This window comes from Streptomyces sp. 4N509B, from assembly GCF_052245655.1.
Lineage (GTDB): Bacteria > Actinomycetota > Actinomycetes > Streptomycetales > Streptomycetaceae > Streptomyces.
The window spans coordinates 53021-73117 of sequence record NZ_JBQQBZ010000002.1 but is presented as its reverse complement, the minus strand read 5'-3'; the positions used below and the strand labels follow the sequence as shown (position 1 = coordinate 73117).

Sequence of the window (20097 nt, the reverse complement as noted above, 5' to 3'; positions counted from 1 at the left end):
CACGGCGGACGCGGACCGGCCTCACGGACAGACAGGGACCTCCATGCGCGAAACGCCAGCAGAACTCGAAGAGCTCCAGGCCCTCCTCGACGCCTCGCTCTCCCGCTCCACCTCGCACCTCCGCTCGATCATCAACACCGAGCGCACGCTGTCCGCGGGGGACCTCACCCGGGTCCTCACCGGCATGTGCACCCTCACCCTGGCCACCGTGACGGCGAACGGTGAACCCCGGATCAGCGCCGTGGACGGGCACTTCCTGCACGGGAGGTGGCTCTTCGGCACCGCGCCCGACGCCGCCAAGGCCCGTCACCTCGCCGCACGGCCCGCGGCCAGCGCCGCGCACACGCGCGGCGAGGACCTGGGGGTGTTCACGCACGGCACGGTGGAGATCCTGAACCCCCGGGGAGGCGAGCCGGCCGCGGACTGGCCGTACCTGCGCGCGTACCTCACGGGCTTCTACGGCGACGACGCCTTCGACTGGGACAACGAGGTGGTCTACTACCGGCTGCGTCCGCACTGGATGACCGTCTACGCCCCCGACCTCGCGAAGCTCACGGCCGAGCCCCAGCCCTGACCGGGTGCGGGCCGCGTCGGGACCGGGCGCCGGGGTGATTGTCAGTGGCTCCTCCTACGGTTCGAGCAGTGGAGGCCCGCCGGAGAAGCCGCGGGTGAAGCCCTGGGAGGGGTCTGTCATGTCTACGGGGTCCGTGTCGACGACGTATCTGGAGCTCTCGCAGGAAGGCGGCGGCGCGCACAAGTTCTACGAGGTCGTCGTCGACGGCCAGGTGGTGACGGTGCGGTACGGGCGGATCGGCGCCGCCGGGCAGACCCAGACGACGACGTTCCCCACCGCGGAGAAGGCGCGGGCCGCCGCCGCGAAGAAGGTCGGGGAGAAGGTCCGCAAGGGATACGCCCCGGCCGTTCCCGGGCAGCGCGCCCCGCGCTCGGTGACCCGCCGTCAGGTGACCTCGGCGCCGTCCACCGCGCGGGCCGTGGCGCCCGTGGTGTGGCGCTTCCGCACCAGCTCCGCGGCGTTCGGCATCCACGTCGACGACGACCGCTGCTGGGTGGGCAACCAGGCGGGTGACGTCTACACCCTGGACCACGACGGCGACGTCCTCGCCCGCTTCAGCCTGCCGGACGGCGTGAAGTGCCTGGTCGCCGACGACTTCTGGATCTACGCGGGCTGTGACGACGGCCGGGTCTACGACCTGTCCTCGAAGCTGCCGTTCGCGGCGTACGACATCGCGGCGGACGTCGACATCTTCTGGCTGGACATCCACGAGGGCGTGCTGAACGTCTCGGACCGCGAGGGCCGGCTCACCGTCATCGACCACGAGGACGAGCACCAGTGGGCCCGCCGCAGCCAGGGCGGGCACGCCTGGATGGTCCGCGCCGACGACCGGGCCGTCTACCACGGCCACCACCGGGGCGTCACCGCCTACGCGCCCGACGGCGGCGGCGAGCTGTGGCACACGTCCACCCGGGGCGGCGTCCTGTTCGGCTGGCAGGAGGCCGACGCCGTCTACGCGGGGACGGCACACCGCGTGGTCCAGCGCCTGTCGAAGGCGACCGGCGCGATCGAGGCCACGTACGCCTGCGACAGCGCGGTGTACTCGTGCGCCGCCTCGCCCGGCGGGCGGTTCCTCTTCGCCGGCGACGACGCCTCGTCCGTCTACTGCTTCGACGCGGACGGGACGCGCCTGTGGAAGCTCGGCACGGGCAGCGGCTCGGCCCTGTCGATGCAGTACCGCGACGAGCGGCTGTACCTGGTGACCACGGACGGCTCGCTGGTGTGCGTGGACGCCAGCGAGGCGGCCGTCGCCGCGGCGCAGCAGGGCTCGGTGCCCGTGGCCCGCGACGTCAAGCTCGCCGCGGCTCTGCCCACCTACGCACCGGCCACGGCGGCGGGCGCGGTGGCGACCGTCGCCCAGGCCCCCGCCGGGGCGATCGTCGTCGAGTGCGTCCAGCAGGGCGGCCGCCTCCGGGTGCACGTGGTGTCCGAGGGGTACGACCCGTCGTGGAACGTCCAGTTCCCGCGCGCGATACGACAGCCAGGGACGCGCTACGTGGTGGACGCCCTGCACCCGGCGGCGGGCGGCTTCTACCGGGTCCGCGGTGACATCCGGCGCCTGCTGTGACGCGGCCCACGGGGCCGGGCGTACGGGGGCGTACGCCCGGGCGCGTGACCGGGTTCACCCACGCGGGAGGCCCTCGGCGAGGCCGCCGTACAGGCCCGGCCTGCGGTCGCGCAGGAACGGGCGGGTGCGGCGCGTGCGGGCCGCGTGGGCGGGGTCGATGGTGGCGATGACGACCTCGTCGCCCTCCTCGCCGCCCTGGGCGAGGATCTCGCCGTCGGGGCCGTAGACGGCGCTGGTGCCGAAGTACCGCTTGGGGCCCTCCTGCCCGGTGCGGTTGGCGCAGACGACGTACAGGCCGTTGAAGACCGCCTGGGCGCGCAGTTCGAGCTGGAAGACCTCCCGCATGGGGGCGCTGGCGGAGGCGACGGGCACGCACAGCAGGGTGCCGCCGCCGAGGCCGACGAGGCGGCCGAGCTCGGGGAAGTGGCGCTCGTAGCAGATGATCGTGCCGACGCCGAGTCCCTCGCTGGTGGTGACGACCTCCGGGGGGTGCTCGCCGGGCCGGAAGTAGTACTTCTCGGGGAAGCCGTTGGAGAACGGCAGGTGCGACTTGCGGTAGACGGAGGCGAGTTCGCCGGCCACGTAGGTGCAGGCGGTGTTGTGGTAGACGCCGGGGACGGCCGACGCCTCGAAGACGGAGGAGACGACGGTGATCCCGTGGCGGGCGGACGCCTCGCGGGCGACGGCGTTGGAGGGGCCGTCCAGGGGTTCGGCGAGGTCGAAGTAGTCGGGGTCGGGGTCCGGCTGGACGAACGGCACGGCGTACAGCTCGGGCAGCAGGACGACACGGGCGCCGCGCCCGGCGGCCTCGTCGAGCAGTTCCCGGGCGCGGGCCCGGTTGGCGTCGGGGTCGGGGGTGGCCGTGAGCTGCACGGCGGCGACGTCGAGGGGGGAGGCGTCGAGGGATGTCACGAGGCGGCCTCCGTCAGCTTGCGCAGGGTCTGTTCCTTGTCGCCGAGGGTGGAGATCACCGGGCAGCGCGCGCCCGCCTCGTGGTACTCCAGCAGCTTCTCGTAGGCGTCCTTGGCGCTGCCGCAGGCCGTGACGCGCTGCACCAGGGAGTTGGGCACGTGGACCATGGCGCGCTTGATGTCCTCGGGCGTGGCGGGCCAGCGGGCGGTGGCCTGGATGCGTTCGACGATGCCGGGCTCGACGCCGCAGTGCTCGGCGATGTGGGGCTGCTGCATGAGGTAGAGCGTGAGGAACGCCTTGCAGGCGTCGATGGCCTCCTGCGGGTCGTCGTCGTTGACGCTGCACGCCACGATCTGCGTGACGTCGATGCCGTCGGCGCCGTCGGTGCGGCGGGCGACGCCCTCGGCGATGCGGGCGCGGGCCATCTCCAGGTAGGAGGGCGGAAGGAGGAAGTCGAGGTGGACGCCGTCGCTGATCTCGCCCGCGAGGCGGAGCATCTTCGGGCCGACGGCGCCGATGTAGATCGGCATGGGCACCGGCTTGTTCTCGCGGTACATGCTGTCGAAGCGCACCCCGCGCATCGTGACGAAGTCGCCCTCGACGTCGACGACCTCGTTGCGGAAGAAGGTGCGCAGCACGCCGAGGTACTCGCGCATGGCGGCCAGGGGGCGCACGAGCGGCTCGCCGACCTTGGTGGCCAGCGGCTCCCACCAGGCGCCGATGCCGAGGATGATCCTGCCGGGGGCGACCTCGTCGAGGGTCTTGAAGGTGACGGCCATCAGCGCGGCGTTGCGGCTCTTGTTGTTGACGACGCCGGTGCCGATGCGGATGTCGCGGGTGCGGGAGGCGATGATCGCGGCGGGGACGATGCTGTCGCGGGCGAGCCGGCCCTCGGCGACCCAGACCGACTCGAAGCCGTGACGGTCGGCGTACTCGGCCTGCCAGTAGGTCTGTTCGAGGCTCAGCCGCTCCCCGACGTGAATGCCGAGTGGTATCTCCATGGTGGTGCTCCTAAACGGTGCTGCGGGTGGCGCGGGTGGCGCGGTGCAGGTAGCGGCCCCGGCCGGGCGGGGCGCCCAGCCGGCCGCCGCTGACGACGAACTCGCCGCGCGAGAGGACGTGGACGGCCCCACCGGTCACCTTCATGCCCTCGTACAGGCTGTAGTCGGACCGGGAGTGGGCGGTGGCGGCGGAGAGCTGCCGCTGGGCCGCCGGGTCCCAGACGACGAGGTCGGCGTCCGCGCCCGGCTGGATGGCGCCCTTGCGGGGGTAGAGCCCGAAGAGCTTGGCGGGCGCGGTGGCGGTGACCTCGACGAAGCGGGGCAGGCTCAGGCGCCCGGCGGCGACGCCGTGGTGGTGGAGGAGCGTCAGCCGCTCCTCCACGCCCGGGACGCCGTTGGGGACCTTCGGGAAGTAGCCGGGGCTGCGCATCTTCTGCGGCGGCAGGTCGGCGGGCTGGCCGAGGCAGAACCCGGCGTGGTCGGTGCCGACGGTCGACAGGCCGCCCGCGGCGAGGTGGGTCCACAGGGCGTCCTGGTTGGCGCGTTCGCGGATGGGCGGCGAGCACAGCCAACCGGCGGCGAGCTCGCCGAGACCGGCGTAGTCCTCGTAGGCGGCCACGAGGTACTGCGGGCAGGTCTCGCCCCAGGCGGCCTGCCCGGCGGCGCGGGCCCGCGCCAGCTCGTCGGCGGCCTGGCGGCTGGAGACGTGGACGACGAAGAGCGGGCTGCCGGCGGAGCGGGCCAGCGCGAGGGCCCGGTGGACGGCCTCGGCCTCGGAGGCGTGGGTGTGCGCCGTGTGGTGGTGGTGCTCCTGGCTGTCGCCGCGCGCGAGGAGGCGCTCGGTCTCCCAGGCGACGAGGTGCCCGTTCTCGGCGTGCACCATCGGCAGCGCGCCGTGTTCGGCGGCCAGCGTCATCCCGGCCAGCAGCTGGCCGTCGTCGACCATCTGGGTGCCGGGGTAGGCCATGAAGAACTTCCAGCTGGAGACGCCGTCCGCCAGCAGGCGCAGCAGGTCGGCGTGGATGGACGCCTCGGGCTGCTGCTCGCGCGGCGGGACGATGGCGTGGAGCCCGAAGTCGACGACGCAGCGTTCCTCGGCGGCGGCGCGGCGGCGCAGGAAGGTCTCGTGGAGGGTGAGGTCCGGCTCCTTCTTCACGAAGTCGATGACGGTGGTGGTGCCGCCGAAGGCGGCGGCGACGGTGCCCGAGGTGAAGTCGTCGGCGGTGCGGGTGGTGAACCCGTCGATCGGGTACTCCAGGTGCGTGTGGGCGTCCACGCCGCCGGGCAGCAGCAGCGCGCCCGTCACGTCCTCCGTGCGGTCCGCGTGCCAGTCGGCGCCGTCGCCGACGGCGGCGATGACGCCGTCGCGGACCAGGACGTCGGCGCGGAAGGCCGCCTCGGCGGTGACGACGGTGCCGCCGCGCAGAAGCGCGCTGGTCATGGCGTTGTCCCTCATCCCTGGTCGCTCATCCCTCGTAGTGGGTGTCGGCGAGGGCCAGCACCTCGTCGAGGATGGTCAGGGCCTGGTCGATCTCCTCGGGTGTGACGACGAGCGGCGGGGTGAGCCGCACCACCGAGGAGAAGGAGCTGAGGTACAGGCCGCGTTCGAGGGCGGCGGCGATGAGCCGGCTCATCGGGGCGTTGGCCTCGCCCTTGGCGTTGAACGGCACCAGCGGCTCGCGGGTCTCGCGGTTCCGGACGAGTTCGACGCCGTAGAACAGGCCCCGGCCGCGGACGTCGCCGACGGCGGGGTGGCGGGCGGCCAGCTCGGCGAGGCCCCGGCCGAGCTGCTCGCCGCGCTCGCGGGCGTTGTCGACCAGCTTCTCCTCCCGCATGATCCGGACGGAGGCGACGCCGGAGGCACAGGCCAGGGGGTGGCCGGCGTAGGTGAGGCCGCCCCAGAAGTGGTGGTCGTCCAGCCAGTCGGCGACGCGCGGGCCGACGGTCATGGCGCCCAGCGGCACGTAGCCGGAGTTCAGGCCCTTGGCGGTGGTGAGGATGTCGGGGACGACGTCCCAGTGGTCGCAGGCGAACCACTCGCCGGTCCGCCCGAACCCGGCCATCACCTCGTCGAGGATCAGCAGGATGCCGTGCCGGTCGCAGACCTCGCGGACGGAGGCGAGGTACCCGTCGGGCGGGTAGATCAGGCCGTTGGTGCCGGTGACGGTCTCCAGCACGACGGCGGCGACGCTGGCGGGGTTCTCGTACTGGAGGATCTCCTCCAGGTGCGGGCCGCCGGTGCAGACGGGGCAGGGATCGGGGTGGCCCACGGGGCAGCGGTAGGTGTACGGGTCGAACATCCGCACCACGCCGGGCATGCCGGGCTCTGCGGCCCAGCGGCGGGGGTCGCCGGTCAGGGAGATCGCCCCGGCGGTGGCGCCGTGGTAGGAGCGGTAGCGGGAGACGACCTTGGGGCGGCCGGTGACGTGGCGGGCCAGCCGGATGGCGTTCTCGTTGGCGGCGGCTCCGCCGGTGGTGAAGAACGTCATGGACAGCTCGCCCGGCGTCAGCTCGGCGAGCAGCTCGGCGAGCTCGGCGCGGGAGCGCTCGGCGAAGCCGGGGCCGATGTAGCACAGCCGGTCGGCCTGCTCCTTGATGGCGGCGACGAGCTTCGGGTGCTGGTGGCCGAGGTTGAGGTTGACGAGCTGGGACTGGAAGTCGAGGTAACGCCTGCCGTCGTGGTCCCAGAACCACGAGCCGCTGCCGCCCGCGACGGGCAGGGCGCGGACGGCGCCCTGCGTGGCCCACGAGTGGATGACGTGGGCGCGGTCGGCGGCGGCGATGCGTTCGGCGGTCCAGGTGGTCGTGCCGGTCATGCCGAGGCCACCTCGGAGCCGAAGGCGGCCAGGCGGGCCAGCGGGCGTCCGGCGTTGGCGGCCAGGCACGCGACGACGATCTCGCGGGGGCGGGGCGCGTCGGGCACCACGAGGGTGACGGTCTGGTGGTGGGAGCGGGTCTTGGCGTTGGTCTTGTGCTTCAGCGGCACGTCGAGCGGCGCGCCGGGGAGCCCCGTCTTCTCGCCGGCGGGCAACAGCTCGGTGCCGCCGGCGGCGTCGCGGAAGACGTTGCCGAAGCGGAGGTTGTGGATGAGGGCCGAGCCCTGCTCCAGCTCGCCGTCGATGCCGACGAGCGCGGCCTTGCCGAACGCCTCGGGCTCCTCGCCGAGCAGCTCGACGCAGGGCGGGCCGACCAGGGTGCCCAGCTCCTCGCCGACCTCGTCGGCGAGGGTGACCAGGTCCTCGACGTAGCCGGTGGGGTAGGGGTTCTCCAGCACGGCGGCGACGATCGCGACGCGGTGGAGGCGGGGCACCGGGCGGCCCATCTCCATGCGGGTCTCCTCCAGGTGGCGGACCATCTTGCGAACGACGAGTGACATGTCGGCTCCTAGCTACGGGTGAGGGTGCGGGTGCGGGTGCTCGTGCGGTACGCCGCGGGGCGGCGGTCGCGCAGGGGCTGGTTGAACGGGTTGTGGTGGCGGGCGGCGCGGCTGCCGAGCGGGTCGATCGCGGCGCTGATCAGCTCCTCGCCCGTCTCGCCCGCCGGGCCGGCCAGGGGCCAGCCGGTGTGGTCGACGATGACGCTGGAGCCGATGAACCGCTGCCCGCGTTCGGTGCCGGTGCGGCTGGCGGCGGCGACGTACAGCTGGTTGCTGTGGGCGCCGGTCATGCACATGAGGTTGGCCATGGGGGGCCCTGGCGGCTGGCCGGGGACGGGGACCCAGTCGCTGGGGGCGCACACGAGGTCGGCGCCGGCCAGCGCGAGGGAGCGCAGGCTCTCGGGGAACCACGCGTCGTAGCAGACGAGCAGCCCGACGCGGCCGAGTGGGGTGTCGGCGACGGGGAAGCCGAGGTCGCCGGGGGCGTAGATCTCCTTCTCGGCGTTCCACAGGTGCACCTTGCGGTAGGTGAGGGCCGGGCCGTCGGGCCCGATCAGCACCGCGCTGTTGAACAGACGCCCGTCGGGGGCGCGTTCGACGATGCCGCCCGCGATCCAGACGCCGAGTTCGGCGGCCAGCCGCTGCCAGGCGGTCGAGCAGGGCCCGTCGGGAAGCGGCTCGGCGTGGCGGGCGGCCTCGTCGGCGTCGTGGAAGGCGTAGCCGCTGCTGACGGCCTCCGGCAGCACGACCAGGCGGGCGCCGTCGGCGGCGGCCCGGCGGACCGCGGCCTCGGTGCGGGCGATGTTGCCGGCGGTGTCGCCCAGGACGGGGTCGAGCTGGGCACAGGCGACGCGGAACGCCGTGCCCGACGTGGGCGACGTGGGCGACGTGGGCGTCTGGGGTGTCTGGGGTGTCTGGGGCGTCGTGCTCATCGCAGGCCCCCCGGGAGGGAGGTGGCCGACAGCAGCCCGCCCAGCTCCGTGGCGGCGGCCCGCACGTGGCCTATGAGCTGGGGGAGACGTTCCCCGGTGAACCGGAAGGTGGGACCGCCGACCCACACGGCGTACGGCACGTGGTCGCCGACCCGGACGGGCGCGGCGAGCGAGGCGGCGCCCGGCTCCAGCTCGTCCGCGGTGTGCGCGTACCCCTGCTCCCTGACCTGCTGGAGGGTGTCGAGGAAACGTGGCAGGAAGGCGTCCCCCTCGGGCGTGCTGCGGGCCAGCTCGGGCCCGTAGCCCTCGGTGACGGCGTCAGCGTCGAGCCAGGCGAGCAGCACCTTGCCGGTGGAGGTGCACCACACCGGCTGGGTGCGGGGCACGGGGCGCGGGGTCTGCCCGATGAGCTGAGGGCCCGCGGCCTGCGCGACGACGCGGACGTGCGGCGGCAGCAGCACGTCGAACCCGGCGGTCTCCCCGGCGGTGGCGGCCAGTTCGGTGACGATGGCGCGGACGCGCGGGTACACGCCGTTCTCGTCGAGCAGGCCGCCGACGACGGGCAGCAGGCCGAGGGAGACGTGGTAGCGGCGGGTGACGGGATCGAGGGCGACCCAGTCGTCCTCCTCCAGCACCGACAGGACCCGGTAGCAGGTGGACTTCGGCAGCCCGGCGGCGCGCGCGGCGTCGCTCAGGCCCACGCCGCGCGGGTGGGCCGCGACGGCCCGCAGCACGTCCATGGTGCGGCGCACCAGCCCTGGTTCGCTCATCGTCCTTCTCCTCCGGGGTGTGGGCGGGCGGGCCTGCTACCGGCCGCCCGCGGTGACGGTGATGTCCCGCGGCTCGTAGGAGCCGCCGGTGACATCCACGCCGTCCTCGCGCAGCAGCGCCAGTGCCGCTTCGGTCAGATCGCCGCGGTGCGCCTCGTCGGGCGGGACCTCGGAGAGCGCACCGCCCTCGACGGCGATGTCGATGGTCTGGTCCCAGGCGGCCTGGTCGAGCACGCCGATGCCGTCGGGCGAGGGCCAGACGAGCTTGTTGACCTCGTTGAGCATCCACCGCTGGTGGCCCTCGCCGAGGGCGCTGCCGTGGGCGAGGACGGTGTCCACGCAGGAGTCGAAGGCGTCGCGGCAGGACGCCCAGCCCTGGTAGGTGGCGGCGAGGAAGCGGGCCGCGACGTCCTGGTTGGCCTCGTCGGTGAGCCAGTCGCCGCGGGCGTAGACGCCGTCCTCCAGGCTGGCGAAGCCCTCGTCCTGGAGGTTGATCACGGAGAAGTCCTCCGGCTGGTACAGCTCGCCGGTGGCGGGGTTCTCGGTCTCCAGGAGCTGGGCGTACTCGTTGTAGGTCTTGGCCTGGGCGGTGTCGACCTCGCCGTCGAGCAGCAGCGACATGTCGAACGGCTGCTGGACGACTCTCAGGTCACGGCCCGGATCCAGCCCCGCGTCGCGGAGGGCGGCGTAGAGGACGAGCTCGTTGCCGCTGCCCCAGCTGCCGAGGCGGGTGCCGGCCAGGTCGTCGAGGCTGTCGATGCCGGAGTCGGCCATGGCGACCTGGAGGTAGGCGCCGCGCTGGAAGACCTGGCCGATGTTGACCAGGTCGGCGCCCTCCTCGCGGGTGGCCATGGACTTCGTGACGTGGCTGACGGCGAACTCCGCGTTGCCGGCGGCGAGCACCTGCTGCGGGACGACGTTGGTGCCGCCCTCCTGGATCTGGACGTCCAGGCAGCGGTCGGCGTAGTAGCCGTTGTCCAGCGCCTGGTAGTAGCCGGCGAACTGGGCCTGGGCGACCCACTGGAGGACGACGCGGACGGTGGTGGTCTCCTCGCAGGCGGCGCCGGCGCCGGCGGGGCCGCCGAGGCCGGATCCGCCGGAGGTGCCGCTCATGGGGGCGCAGCCGGGGAGGACCAGCGCGGTGAGCGCGGCCAGGGCGGTCGTGGTCACGGCGGCACCACGGGCGAAACGCCGGGGGGCGCGTCGGAGCTTCATGGTGGTTCCTTGTGGGTCAGGAGTGGTCGTCAGGCTCGGGGCGGTGCCGTTCCCACGGCAGCAGGCGGCGTTCGCAGACGGCGACGGCCGCGAACAGGGTCAGGCCGATGAGGCTGGCGGCGAGGATTCCGGCCCAGGTCTCGGCGAAGCGGGAGAGCGCGGCCTGGTTGGCGATGAACACGCCCAGCGCCTCGCTGGGGCCGCCGAAGTACTCCGAGACGATGACGCCGATGACGGAGGCGGTCGCGCCGAGCCGCAGGCCGGTGAAGAAGAACGGCAACGCGCGCGGCAGCCGGACCAGGAACAGGGTGTGGGAGGGGCGGGCGGCGAGGGCGGACATCAGCTCCAGGTGGAGCGGGGCGACGTCGGTCAGGCCCCGGGTGGTGTTGACCAGGACGGGGAAGAAGACCATGAGCCCGGCGACGGACGCCTTCGACAGGATGCTGGTGACGCCGAACCAGTTGTTGGCGATGGGCGCCAGGGCCACGATCGGCGCGCAGTTGAGGATGACGGCGGCCGTCAGCAGCGGCGCCGACAGCCGCCCGATCCGGGCCAGGAACAGCGCCCCGGCGAGCCCCGCGGCGCTGCCCATCGCCATGCCCAGCAGCACGGCCGAGAGCGTGACGCGGGCGTCGCGGAGGATGGTCTCCCGCTCCTCGACCAGCGCCTCGGCGATGGCCAGCGGCGAGGGCAGGATGAACGACTGCACGCCGGTGACGGTGACCAGGAGCTGCCAGAGCGCCAGGACGGCCACGCCGGTGACCAGAGCGGGTGCCGCGCTGCCGGCGGCGGCGCGTACGCGTAGTGCGGCGGCGGTCACGGCCGCGCCTCCGCCATGACGGAGTGCAGCGCGGCGCGGACCGTCGTCACGGTGTCGAAGTACGCGGGCGAGGTGCGGTGCTCGGTGGTGCGGGGCTGCGGCAGGTCCACGGTGACGCGGCTGGTGACGCGGCCCGGGCGCGGCGACATGATGACGATCTCGGTGGAGAGGAAGACGGCCTCGGAGACGCTGTGGGTGACGAAGACGACGGTGGTGCCGGTCTCGCGCCAGATGCGCAGCAGCTCGTCCTGGAGGTACTCGCGGGTCATCTCGTCGAGAGCGCCGAGGGGCTCGTCCATCAGCAGCAGGCGGGGGCGGCAGGCGAGGGCGCGGGCGATGGCGACGCGCTGCTGCATGCCGCCGGAGAGCTGCCAGGGGTAGCTGTCGGCGAAGTCGGAGAGACGGACGAGGTCGAGCAGTTCCTCGGCGCGGCGGCGGCGTTCGGCGCGGGGCACGCCGCTGACCTGGAGCGGGAGCTCGATGTTGCGGCGGATGGTGCGCCACTCCAGCAGCCCGGCCTGCTGGAAGACCAGGCCGTAGTCGCGGGCGAGGCGCGCCTGGCGTGGGTCCTTGTCGTGGACGGTGACGGTACCGCTGGTGGGCGCGGTGAGGTCGGCTATGACGCGCAGCAGGGTGCTCTTGCCGCAGCCGCTGGGCCCGAGGAGGGAGACGAACGCGCCCGGGGGGATGTCGAGGCCGATGTCCTGGAGGGCCGTGACATCGCCGGGGAAGACCTTGCTGACCTGGTCGATGGCGATGGCGGGGGCCGCCGTGGCGGCGGCGGGGGGCTCGGCGCTGGCATGCGTGGTCATGAGTTCGTGCTCCGTTCGCGTTGGCGGTGGCGCAGCGCGAACGACTCCGCGAGGTGCAGCGCCTGGACCATGACGATGCCGGTGAGGGCGGCGACCAGCACGGCCGCGTAGAGGTTCTCCGGCGCGCCCGCGTAGTAGTACGAGCTGGTGAGGATGGCCCGCCCGATGCCGCCGCCGGTGCCGGCCGACAGCTCGCCGACGATGGCCCCGACGACGCTGGCGGTGGCGGCCAGCCGCAGGCCGGAGAAGAGGTAGGGGAGGGCGGCGGGGAAGCGGAGCAGCAGCAGGGTGCGGCTGCGGCCCGCCGCCAGGGCGTGCATCAGCTCGCGGTGCACGGGCTGGGGGGAGTTCAGGCCGCGCAGCACGCTGACGGTGACGGGGAAGAAGGCGAGGTACGCCGAGATGAGGGTGACGGCGAACCAGCTGGGCATCCCGGCCTGCCCGCCCCAGATGACGACCATGGGCGCGATGGCCACCAGGGGGACGGTCTGGGAGGCGACCAGCCAGGGCATGACCCCGCGCGAGGCGAAGCGGGACTCCCGCAGGCCGACCGCGAGCAGCAGCCCGGCGACCGAGCCGATCAGCAGCCCGAGCAGGGCCTCGCGGAAGGTGATGGTCGCCTCGTTGTAGAGGTAGACGGCCAGGGACATGTCCTGGCCGGCGCGGGCGGGCTCGGACAGCGCCCGGACGATGTCGGCGAGGTGCGGCATGGCCTGGTCGTCGGTGTCGACGGGCAGGTCCAGGCCGGTGGTCTCGCCGAACGCCTTGTAGCCCTCCCACAGCGCGCCGATGGCGAGGAGGACCAGCGCGGTCCACAGGGCGGCGCGCAGCGCCCGCGCGGCGGCGGCGCGCGCCGGGCCGCCCCACGCCGGGCCGCCGCGTTCGCCTCGCTTCCTCCGGCTGCCGCCGGGGGGTTTCGCGGGCGCCGGGCTGGCACCCCGTTCGGGAGCGGGCAGGACGGTTGACCCCACGGGCTCACCTCCCACTGGTTCGCTGAGTGGACCGCCGGACTGATGAGAGGACCGGCGGGCTTCACTCTCCGCCAGCGGGAGCGGACGGGTCAATGTCCGATACATCAATCATTGTTACGATCGTGTGTACGCAACGGACCGTCACGCGGAGAGGCCGACGGGGACCCGTTCCGCCCGACCCGCCCCGTTCCGCCCGATCCGCTGCCTCCGCTGCCTCCGCTGCCCGAGACGGGCGCGGGGCGGCGAGGAGCGCGGCGCCAGCCACCGGAGGACCCCCTGTTAGGGTGCGCCGATGTCATCGATCAGGCAGTTCCAGGTCACCTTCGACTGCGCGGACCCCGAGCGTGTCGCTCGCTTCTGGTGCGAGGTGCTGGGGTACGTCATGCCGCCGCCACCGGCGGGGTTCGCCTCGTGGGACGACTTCCACCGCTCCCAGCCCACGGAGAGCCGGGGTTCGTGGTCCGCGTGCACCGACCCCTCGGGCGTGGGGCCGCGCCTGTTCTTCCAGCGCGTCCCGGAAGGCAAGGTCGTCAAGAACCGGGTGCATCTGTGCGTGCGGGTCGGCACCGGGCTCGTGGGCGAGGAGCGCCTGGCCGCGCTCGAAGCCGAGTGCGCACGGCTGCTCCCGCTCGGCGCCGCACGTGTGCGCCTCCTGCCCGCCGACGGTGTCAACGAGTCGTGCATCGTGATGCAGGACGTCGAGGGCAACGAGTTCTGTCTCGACTGAGGTCGTGCCGGCGCCCGCCGTCGCCCTACGCGCGGTGTGGCGTGGCGGTGGTGAGCAGGGCGATCAGGCTCTCGGGCGCGATCGTGGTGGGGCGGTCGCTGACCTGGCCGTCGCCGAGTTCGATGACGCGCCAGGTGCCGTCGGTGCGGCGGGCCAGGTCCACGGTGACGAAGGGCAGCGAGAGGCCGGCGACGAGCGGTTCGACCGGCGCGAGGTCGAGGTCGGCGGGCGGCGCGTCGTCGGGTGTGTCGGGGTGCGGGCCCACGAGGCGGCAGGTGCCGTCCCACCACCAGGTGCGCACCTCGGCGCTGGCGAACGTCTCGAATCGGCGCAGCACGAAGCCGCCGACCAGGTCGTCCGCGCGCAGTGACAGGAAGCGGGTGGCCACCGCCCAGGCGCCCTCGGCGTCGGCGAGGTCGGGGATGAACGCCGCCTGGTCCCAGTAGTGCTTCATCGACTTGACGTGGTCCCGCAGCACCGCCGGCCCCGGCCCCAGCGCGGCGCGCGCGGCGTCGAAAGCGGCCCGGCCCGTGCCGGAGGTCCACACGGACCGGGGCGTCACGGACTTCAACGCCTCGTACCAGCCGGGGAGTTCGTGCGCGCGTCGGTACCGCTCGGCGCTGGTGCGGAGGGTGACGCCCCGCCTGGCCAGCGCGCGTTCGAGCGCGGCGTACCGCTCGGCGCGCAGCATCCAGCCGCGGTAGACGGCCGCCGCCCCGGCCTCGGGGACGCGGGCGACGGCGCGGTCGGCGCCGTCCGTTCCGTCCGCGCTGGCCAGCGCGTCGTGATCGACGAGGGCGACCTCCAGGCCGGCCGCGCGTGCCGCGTTCGCCTCCGGAGCGAAGTGCTCATCCACACGGCGCGGACGCAGCACGTCCGCGGGAACCAGCAGCATCATGGTCGCCACCATGCCACCCCGGCCGGTCCGGTCGACAGCCAGCGTCACGCCCACCCCCGGCCCGGGGTGGCCGGGGCGTGGGCGTGACGGGGTGCGTGCGTCACGGGGCGTTCGGATCGCCCGCCGGGACCGAGGTCGGTGGGGTGGGCGGGCCGGGTGGCCCCGGGGACGGGGGCGGGGTGGCGTCGGAGGCGGTGCGCTCCAGGTGGTCCGGGAGGGAGGCGCGGTAGATCGGCATCGCGGCGGCGGTCGTCGCGATCGCCACGGCGACGAGGATCGCGAACAACTCGTCGGACACCATGTCGTAGGCGAGGCCGATGTTGATGAAGACCAGGATCATCAGCCCCCGGGCGTTCATCAGCCCGCCGACGGCCGAGGCGTACCGCCACGAGTAGCCCTGCGCGCGCACCACCGCCGCGCAACCCAGGTACTTGCCCGCGAACGCGACGAGCATGACGACCGCCAGGGGCCACCACAGGCTGCCGCCCGAGCCGAAGCCGGAGACCTCGGTGTTCAGTCCGCTGAAGGCGAAGAAGACCGGCAGCAGCAGGATCGAGTTCAGGTCGGTCAGGCGCGTCTCCAACTCCCGGCGGACGGCCTCCGACTGCGGCATCGCGAGGCCGGTGACGAACCCTCCGAACACCGAGAACACCCCGATGTAGTCGGTGAACCACCCCGCCACCAGCACGAGGAGCAGGACGAGCGCCATCATGTCGCGGCTCATGCCGCCCTCGCGCTCCACCCGCTCGCCGAGCCTGCCCAGCAGCCTGCGCCCGACGGTGAGCATCAGGACCGCGAACAGCGCCGCCCCCACCACGGTGTCCAGCGCGTCCAGCGGCCCGCCCGCCGTCCCGACGGCGATGATCACGGCGAGGAGCGCCCAGGCCGCCGCGTCGTCGATCGCCGCCGCGACCAGCGTCAGGCCGCCGATGGGGGTGTTGGCGATGCCGCGCTCCTGAAGGATCCGCGCCAGCATCGGGAACGCGGTGATCGACAGCGCGCCGCCGACGAACAGCATGAACTCCCACCGGTTGGAGCCCTCGGGACTCAGCGAGGTGAAGAACAGCGCCCCGGTGGCGGCGCCCAGCAGGAACGTCGGCACGATGCCGGACACGGCCAGGGCCGAGGCACGCCGCATGTTCGACCCGCCGGTCAGGCCGTGGTCGAGCGAGGAGCCGACGAGGAACATGTAGAACGTCAACCCGATGGTGCTCAGCACGTACAGGACGTCCTTGACGTCCCCGGGGAACACCTGGGCCTGCACGCCGGGCGCGACCGCGCCGAAGAGCGCGGGCCCGAGCAGCACCCCGGCGACCATCTCCCCGACCACCCTGGGCTGCCTGACCAGCATGGCCAGGCGCCCGCACAGGGTCGTCGCCGTGAGCACCACCGCCAGTGCCGCGAACACCTTCAGCGCGAACTCGATCTGGTTCACTCGGTGACCTCCTGCGTCGTGGGGCGAACGGGGCACGCCCGCGCCTCGTGCGGGCCGTGCGCCCCGTGCGGGTCGAAGTAGCGTTCGGCCAGGCGCAGCCGCCGCGCGTGGAGGACCATGACGGTGCCCAACGCGAGCTGCACGGGCCCGCGCCAGGTGTCCTCCCACCGGTCACGGACGCGCAGGAACACGCCCCACGCGGCCAGGCGCCCCGCCGGGACCGCCCCGGCGGTGGCCCTCGGAAGGAGCAGGCACGGGCCGCGGCTCGGCAGCGACCGGGTGTGCCGGACCGTGGAGTACAGCCGGAAGCGGCGCAGCACCTCGGCCGTCGCCGCCCGCAGCGCCAGCGGTGACAGCCGCCAGGCGGGGCAGGGCCGGTTGGCGGCGACGCCGAACGGGATGTGGTGCGCCGTGCGGGCCGAGACGCGCTCCCAGCGGTCGGGGTCGAACGTCTCCGGGTCGGTGTGGCCGACGGCGTGGTAGTCGGGGTAGCTGAAGCACAGCACCGACCCCTCGGGGATCGTGGTGTGCTCGTCGAGCGCGATGTCGGCGGTGGTGACCCGGTGCGCGATGCCGAACAGCGGGTAGAGCCGCAGCGTCTCGTCGAGGACGTGCGCGAAGTACCGCTCGTCGCCCGGGTCGGCGGCGAGCCGGGCCGCGACGTGCGGGTGCTGGGCGAGGGCGAGCAGCAGGTGCGCCATCGCCTCGGACATCTGCACCACGCCCGTGCCGAAGAACGTTCCCTGGAGGTAGTGCACCTGCTCGGCCCGCGTGAGGCTCGCGGGCAGCGGCCGGCGCACGTCGCCCGCCGCGACCCGCCGGGCGAGGTAGCGGGTGAGCCGCGCCCGGCGGGCGGGGTGGCGCAGGCCGGTGCACTTCAGCGCCGACACGACGTCGTCGGCGTGCCCCACGATCAGCTCCCGCGCCGGGCGGGGGCAGGGCTCGTCGAAGACAAGCTCGTGGAAGAACTCCGCCCAGACGGGCATCATCAGGTCGCGCAGCCGCACGAGGGTGGCGGGCCCGGCGGCCCGCTCGTCGAGCACCCGCGCGGCGCAGCGGCCGGCCACGGCCGACAGGTCCTGGCTCGACCCGGACAGCAGGGCGAGCGTGGTGCGCGCCACCTCGTCGTAGCGCGGGCCCGCCTCCAGGTGCTCCTGGTGCACCTCGGGGCCGGGCGAGAGCCAGTACCAGAACAGGTCCGACAGCCTGGCCCCCCTGCTGCGGCCGTTCGCCGCGGGGTGGCCGTAGATCTCCTGGAAGCGCTCGTGGCCGACGGCCGGGTTCGGGAACGTGATCGCGTTGTCCCCGTTGACCTTCTCGAACACCTTGCCGCGCAGGGCGACCACCCGCCCGGGCAGCCAGCGGGGGGCGGTCACCGCGGCGGCGGCGGCGAGCGCCCACGTCACCCGTCGCATCGTTCGCACCCCCCGCGCGGGACGACCAGGTCGGGGGTCAGGTCGGCGGGGCCGCGCCCGCCGCACAGCGCGAGGACGTGGTCGAACTCGTCGCGCAGCACCGCGAGCACGCGGGCCACCCCGGCCTCGCCGTCCGCGGCCAGGCCCCACAGCACCGGCCTGCCGACGCCGACCGCCGCCGCGCCGAGCGCGAGCGCCACGGCGACGTCGCCGCCCCGGCGCACCCCGCCGTCCAGCACCACCGGCACCCGGCCGGCGACCTCGGCCACCACGGCGGGCAGCGCGTCGAGCGCGGCGGGCGCCAGGTCGGACTGGCGGCCGCCGTGGTTGGACACGACGATCCCGTCCACGCCGCGCGCCACCGCCGCCCGCGCGTCCGCGGGATGGAGGACGCCCTTGAGCCAGACGGGCAGGGACGTCACCTCCCGCAGCCGGTCGAGGTGGCCCCAGGAGATCGTGGGGGACATCGCGATGGGACGGGTGCCGCCCGGCGGGCCGCCGGGGAGGCCGCGCATGTTCTCCGCGGCCAGGCCCGCCGGCAGCTCGTGGAAGCCGTGGTCGGCGTCGCGGCGGTGCCGGCCGAACACCGGCGAGTCGACGGTCACCACCAGCGCCGTGCATCCCGCCCGTTCCGCCCGCCGCACCAGGCACGCCGTCACCTCCTCCTCGGGCTGGAGGTAGAGCTGGAACCACACGGCCGCGTCCGCGTCGACCGCGCGGGCCGCCGCCGTGACCTCGCCGACCGCGACGGTCGACGCCATGCCGGTCACCAGCACGGTGCCCGCCGCCGCGGCGGCCCGAGCCGTCGCCGCCTCGCCGTCCGGGTGGGCGAGCCGGTGGAACGCGGTCGGCGCGAGGAGCACCGGCAGGGCCGGGCGCCCGCCGGGCAGCTCGACGGCGAGGTCGCGGGCCGCGTCGCCGCGCAGCACCCTCGGCAGCAGCGCCAGGCGCCCGAACGCCGCCTCGTTCTCCGCGAGCGCGCGTTCCTCGCCCGCGCCGCCCGCGTAGTAGTCGTAGTGCACGGGGTCGAGCGCCGCGCGGGCCTTCGCGTGCAGCGCGGCCAGCTCGGGGCTCACGGAGCGCCCACGGCGGGGCCGGTGAGCCGCGCGTGGAGGAACGCCAGCAGGGGCTTCACGTGCACGTCCTCGCTGTCCCACTCGTTCTCCAGGTTCTCGGTCATGTGGTGCTCGGCGAGGAGCGCGCCGTCGCGGTAGTGGCGCACCACCGGGTGCAGGTAGCGGGCGTCGAGCCCGCTCGTGTCCTGCTGCGAGTTCCGGCCGGCGTCGATGTCGAACGGGTCGACGCGGTCGTGGTCGGCGCCGTACTCGAGCGTCACCGCGAGGTAGCTGTCGACCGCGCCGAAGTCGCCGCGCGCGACGGCCTCGTGCAGGTGGTCCACCGGCACCTCCGCCACGTGGCGCAGGGAGCCGTCCGGGCCGGCGAGCACGGCGTCGGCCATGAACCCGAAGAGCTGCCACAGCGCGGAGGTGCGGTTCACCCGCGCGACGACGGCGTCGGCCACCGCCTCCGCGGTCGGGTCGAGGTCGCGGCTCGGCCACGGCACGCCGTGGTAGCGGTGTTCGAGGATGTGGTGGAGCGCGCGGACGCCGTAGCGGAAGCCGTGGATGAAGCCGTTGGTCGACTTCTTGAAGTCGCGGACCTGGGTGAGGGTGCCGGCGAAGAACAGGTCCGGCACGTTCACCGACTCCCACGCCGCGGTCTGGTCGGGGAAGCGGTCGTTGATCGTCAGCCGGGGGCGGCAGTCGTCCGCGAAGATCGACGCGTCGAAGCGGAAGCCGGTCGCGAGGATCACCCGGTCGTAGCGGATCTCCTTCACCCGCTCGGCGACCCGCGCGAAGCTGAACGGCACCACGTATCCGTCGCCCTCGCGCCGGATGGCGAGGACGGTGCCGTCCAGCAGCGCGTTCTGCGACTTGAGCTGGTAGGTGTCGAGGAAGTTGTTGTTGACCGCGCGCAGGTGCCCGACGAAGTGGGTCTGCCAGGCCAGGCGCAGCGAGCCGGGGCCGGCGACGTGGATGACGGCGGCCGTCTCGACGAGGTGGTCGGCGGTCTCGAACGCCGAGTTGCCGCGCCCGATGATCAGCACCCGCTGCCCGGTGAACTCCGCCGCGTCCAGCGACACCTCGCCGTAGGTCTCGGCGTGCTCCACCCCCTCGATCGGCGGGATGTAGGGCCGCGAGACGCCGGTGGCGACGATGAGCCGCCGGGCCCGGTAGGTGGTGCCGCGCTGGTCGGTGAGCAGGAAGTCGCCGTCGGGCCGGGCCACGGACACGACGCGGGTGTCGTGGCGGATGGGCAGCTCGTGGGCGGCGGCGAAGTCGGCGAGGTAGCGGACCATGTCGTCGGCGTCGGGGAAGTACCGCGGGGTGTAGCGGGTGAACAGCAGCGACGGGTCGTCGGACAGCAGTGAGTTCCAGTCGGTGCGCAGGTTGAGCTCGGGGTCGTCCCAGCCGGTGTTCGGCTTGTTGATGGAGATCAGCGTGCGGTGTCGGGGGAAGCGGGTGAAGAACGTGCCGGGCGCGTCCCCGGCCTCCAGGACCAGGTGGTCCCGTCCCGCCCGGGTGAGCAGGTAGGACGCCTGTAGCCCGGCCGGGCCGGCGCCGAGGACGAGACACTCCGTCGAAACCTCGCTGGACACGGCTTTCTCCTTA

The 20097-nt window shown here is 73.8% G+C and carries 19 protein-coding genes; 3 read left to right on the top strand and 16 right to left on the bottom strand.

All coding sequences use genetic code 11. The annotated features are described in order from the left end of the window. Positions 1 to 43: 43 nt before the first annotated feature. Together ACTWP5_RS02435 and ACTWP5_RS02430 are read left to right on the top strand one after the other, a co-directional pair. Positions 44 to 574 carry a pyridoxamine 5'-phosphate oxidase family protein gene (locus ACTWP5_RS02435; RefSeq protein ID WP_443218993.1) on the top strand — a complete coding sequence of 177 codons (531 nt, stop codon included), beginning with the start codon at positions 44 to 46 and terminating at the stop codon, positions 572 to 574. A 118-nt stretch (positions 575 to 692) separates the two neighbouring features. Then, positions 693 to 2141, top strand: a complete 1449-nt coding sequence (locus ACTWP5_RS02430) for a WGR domain-containing protein (protein ID WP_443218992.1) — start codon at positions 693 to 695, stop codon at positions 2139 to 2141. Positions 2142 to 2195: 54 nt separating this feature from the next. On the opposite strand, the gene ACTWP5_RS02425 is transcribed toward ACTWP5_RS02430, so the two are convergent. From ACTWP5_RS02425 to ACTWP5_RS02375, 11 genes are read right to left on the bottom strand one after another with little or no spacing between them, the layout of a single operon-like run. Then, positions 2196 to 3053: a nitrilase-related carbon-nitrogen hydrolase gene (locus ACTWP5_RS02425; RefSeq protein ID WP_443218991.1), complete on the bottom strand. Its 858-nt coding sequence runs from the start codon at positions 3051 to 3053 to the stop codon at positions 2196 to 2198. Then, entirely contained in the window at positions 3050 to 4054 is a 1005-nt protein-coding gene (locus ACTWP5_RS02420) for an LLM class flavin-dependent oxidoreductase (protein ID WP_443218990.1), read from the bottom strand. The genes ACTWP5_RS02425 and ACTWP5_RS02420 overlap by 4 nt, the downstream gene beginning before the upstream one ends. 10 nt (positions 4055 to 4064) lie before the next feature. Continuing rightward, complete coding sequence (gene hydA / locus ACTWP5_RS02415; protein ID WP_443218989.1) at positions 4065 to 5495, bottom strand: dihydropyrimidinase; 1431 nt, start codon at positions 5493 to 5495, stop codon at positions 4065 to 4067. A 25-nt stretch (positions 5496 to 5520) separates the two neighbouring features. Then, positions 5521 to 6870 carry an aminotransferase class III-fold pyridoxal phosphate-dependent enzyme gene (locus tag ACTWP5_RS02410; RefSeq protein ID WP_443218988.1) on the bottom strand — a complete coding sequence of 450 codons (1350 nt, stop codon included), beginning with the start codon at positions 6868 to 6870 and terminating at the stop codon, positions 5521 to 5523. After that, a complete protein-coding gene (locus tag ACTWP5_RS02405) occupies positions 6867 to 7430 on the bottom strand; it encodes an amino acid synthesis family protein (protein ID WP_443218987.1) in 564 nt (187 codons plus the stop codon). Before ACTWP5_RS02405 ends, ACTWP5_RS02410 begins: the two co-directional genes overlap by 4 nt. Before the next feature lie 8 nt (positions 7431 to 7438). After that, positions 7439 to 8362 (bottom strand): nitrilase-related carbon-nitrogen hydrolase, encoded by a 924-nt coding sequence (locus tag ACTWP5_RS02400; RefSeq protein WP_443218986.1) that lies wholly within the window; start codon positions 8360 to 8362, stop codon positions 7439 to 7441. After that, positions 8359 to 9132, bottom strand: a complete 774-nt coding sequence (locus tag ACTWP5_RS02395; protein WP_443218985.1) for an IclR family transcriptional regulator — start codon at positions 9130 to 9132, stop codon at positions 8359 to 8361. Before ACTWP5_RS02395 ends, ACTWP5_RS02400 begins: the two co-directional genes overlap by 4 nt. A 36-nt stretch (positions 9133 to 9168) precedes the next feature. Then, on the bottom strand, positions 9169 to 10347 hold the full coding sequence (locus tag ACTWP5_RS02390; RefSeq protein WP_443218984.1) for an ABC transporter substrate-binding protein: 1179 nt from the start codon (positions 10345 to 10347) through the stop codon (positions 9169 to 9171). A gap of 16 nt (positions 10348 to 10363) precedes the next feature. After that, on the bottom strand, positions 10364 to 11167 hold the full coding sequence (locus ACTWP5_RS02385; protein ID WP_443218983.1) for an ABC transporter permease: 804 nt from the start codon (positions 11165 to 11167) through the stop codon (positions 10364 to 10366). Next, positions 11164 to 11979, bottom strand: coding sequence for an ABC transporter ATP-binding protein (locus ACTWP5_RS02380; RefSeq protein ID WP_443218982.1), 816 nt, complete (start codon positions 11977 to 11979; stop codon positions 11164 to 11166). The genes ACTWP5_RS02385 and ACTWP5_RS02380 overlap by 4 nt, the downstream gene beginning before the upstream one ends. After that, positions 11976 to 12950, bottom strand: a complete 975-nt coding sequence (locus ACTWP5_RS02375) for an ABC transporter permease (RefSeq protein WP_443218981.1) — start codon at positions 12948 to 12950, stop codon at positions 11976 to 11978. The genes ACTWP5_RS02380 and ACTWP5_RS02375 overlap by 4 nt, the downstream gene beginning before the upstream one ends. A 292-nt stretch (positions 12951 to 13242) precedes the next feature. Here ACTWP5_RS02375 and ACTWP5_RS02370 point away from each other — a divergent pair, with 292 nt between their 5' ends. Continuing rightward, complete coding sequence (locus ACTWP5_RS02370; RefSeq protein WP_443218980.1) at positions 13243 to 13677, top strand: VOC family protein; 435 nt, start codon at positions 13243 to 13245, stop codon at positions 13675 to 13677. Positions 13678 to 13702: 25 nt separating this feature from the next. Here ACTWP5_RS02370 and ACTWP5_RS02365 read toward each other — a convergent pair whose 3' ends face one another. From ACTWP5_RS02365 to ACTWP5_RS02345, 5 genes are all read right to left on the bottom strand, one after another. Then, the gene (locus tag ACTWP5_RS02365; protein WP_443218979.1) at positions 13703 to 14575 is read right to left on the bottom strand and encodes an ATP-grasp domain-containing protein; all 873 of its coding nucleotides are present in this window, start codon (positions 14573 to 14575) and stop codon (positions 13703 to 13705) included. Between the two features lie 100 nt (positions 14576 to 14675). Further along, entirely contained in the window at positions 14676 to 16010 is a 1335-nt protein-coding gene (locus tag ACTWP5_RS02360) for a cation:proton antiporter (RefSeq protein WP_443218978.1), read from the bottom strand. Beyond that, positions 16007 to 17425 (bottom strand): cytochrome P450, encoded by a 1419-nt coding sequence (locus ACTWP5_RS02355; protein ID WP_443218977.1) that lies wholly within the window; start codon positions 17423 to 17425, stop codon positions 16007 to 16009. The genes ACTWP5_RS02360 and ACTWP5_RS02355 overlap by 4 nt, the downstream gene beginning before the upstream one ends. Then, on the bottom strand, positions 17413 to 18501 hold the full coding sequence (locus ACTWP5_RS02350) for an alpha-hydroxy acid oxidase (RefSeq protein WP_443218976.1): 1089 nt from the start codon (positions 18499 to 18501) through the stop codon (positions 17413 to 17415). Before ACTWP5_RS02350 ends, ACTWP5_RS02355 begins: the two co-directional genes overlap by 13 nt. Continuing rightward, positions 18498 to 20084: an NAD(P)-binding domain-containing protein gene (locus ACTWP5_RS02345; RefSeq protein ID WP_443218975.1), complete on the bottom strand. Its 1587-nt coding sequence runs from the start codon at positions 20082 to 20084 to the stop codon at positions 18498 to 18500. The genes ACTWP5_RS02350 and ACTWP5_RS02345 overlap by 4 nt, the downstream gene beginning before the upstream one ends. Positions 20085 to 20097: the final 13 nt, after the last annotated feature.

Excerpts from the sequence above, each read along its gene's own strand:
- ACTWP5_RS02435 (WP_443218993.1), top strand. The coding sequence starts at position 44 with ATGCGCGAAACGCCAGCAGAACTCGAAGAGCTCCAGGCCCTCCTCGAC.
- ACTWP5_RS02430 (WP_443218992.1), top strand. The coding sequence starts at position 693 with ATGTCTACGGGGTCCGTGTCGACGACGTATCTGGAGCTCTCGCAGGAA.
- ACTWP5_RS02420 (WP_443218990.1), bottom strand. The coding sequence starts at position 4,054 with ATGGAGATACCACTCGGCATTCACGTCGGGGAGCGGCTGAGCCTCGAA.
- hydA (WP_443218989.1), bottom strand. The coding sequence starts at position 5,495 with ATGACCAGCGCGCTTCTGCGCGGCGGCACCGTCGTCACCGCCGAGGCG.
- ACTWP5_RS02410 (WP_443218988.1), bottom strand. The coding sequence starts at position 6,870 with ATGACCGGCACGACCACCTGGACCGCCGAACGCATCGCCGCCGCCGAC.
- ACTWP5_RS02405 (WP_443218987.1), bottom strand. The coding sequence starts at position 7,430 with ATGTCACTCGTCGTTCGCAAGATGGTCCGCCACCTGGAGGAGACCCGC.
- ACTWP5_RS02400 (WP_443218986.1), bottom strand. The coding sequence starts at position 8,362 with ATGAGCACGACGCCCCAGACACCCCAGACACCCCAGACGCCCACGTCG.
- ACTWP5_RS02395 (WP_443218985.1), bottom strand. The coding sequence starts at position 9,132 with ATGAGCGAACCAGGGCTGGTGCGCCGCACCATGGACGTGCTGCGGGCC.
- ACTWP5_RS02390 (WP_443218984.1), bottom strand. The coding sequence starts at position 10,347 with ATGAAGCTCCGACGCGCCCCCCGGCGTTTCGCCCGTGGTGCCGCCGTG.
- ACTWP5_RS02380 (WP_443218982.1), bottom strand. The coding sequence starts at position 11,979 with ATGACCACGCATGCCAGCGCCGAGCCCCCCGCCGCCGCCACGGCGGCC.
- ACTWP5_RS02370 (WP_443218980.1), top strand. The coding sequence starts at position 13,243 with ATGTCATCGATCAGGCAGTTCCAGGTCACCTTCGACTGCGCGGACCCC.
- ACTWP5_RS02365 (WP_443218979.1), bottom strand. The coding sequence starts at position 14,575 with ATGATGCTGCTGGTTCCCGCGGACGTGCTGCGTCCGCGCCGTGTGGAT.
- ACTWP5_RS02355 (WP_443218977.1), bottom strand. The coding sequence starts at position 17,425 with ATGCGACGGGTGACGTGGGCGCTCGCCGCCGCCGCCGCGGTGACCGCC.